The sequence below is a fragment of the Vibrio sp. 10N.222.48.A3 genome, assembly GCF_041475345.1.
Taxonomy (GTDB): domain Bacteria; phylum Pseudomonadota; class Gammaproteobacteria; order Enterobacterales; family Vibrionaceae; genus Vibrio; species Vibrio tasmaniensis_A.
Window position 1 is genome coordinate 1 of record NZ_JBFRVX010001349.1, and the last position, 233, is coordinate 233.

Here is a 233-nt window from a genome sequence, read left to right on the forward strand (position 1 = left end):
ACTGTCCGTTTTGTATGGTGTATTTTTTACAAACAAAAACACCGAGCATTGGCTCGGCGTTTAAAATATTTCTAATGTAGCTTTCCGTTCAAGCTACCTTTCGTGCACGCTAAACGCTAAATGATGCGCCACAACCACATGTTGTTGTCGCGTTCGGGTTGTTCACAAAGAAACGTGCGCCTTCTAGGCCTTCAGTGTAATCAACCATGCCGCCCATTAAGTACTGTAGGCTC

1 pseudogene is annotated in these 233 nt (G+C 44.6%); it reads right to left on the reverse strand.

From position 1 onward, the window contains the following. Positions 1-109: 109 nt before the first annotated feature. Positions 110-233, reverse strand: a pseudogene (locus AB4653_RS26255) (iron-sulfur cluster insertion protein ErpA); the annotation flags it as partial.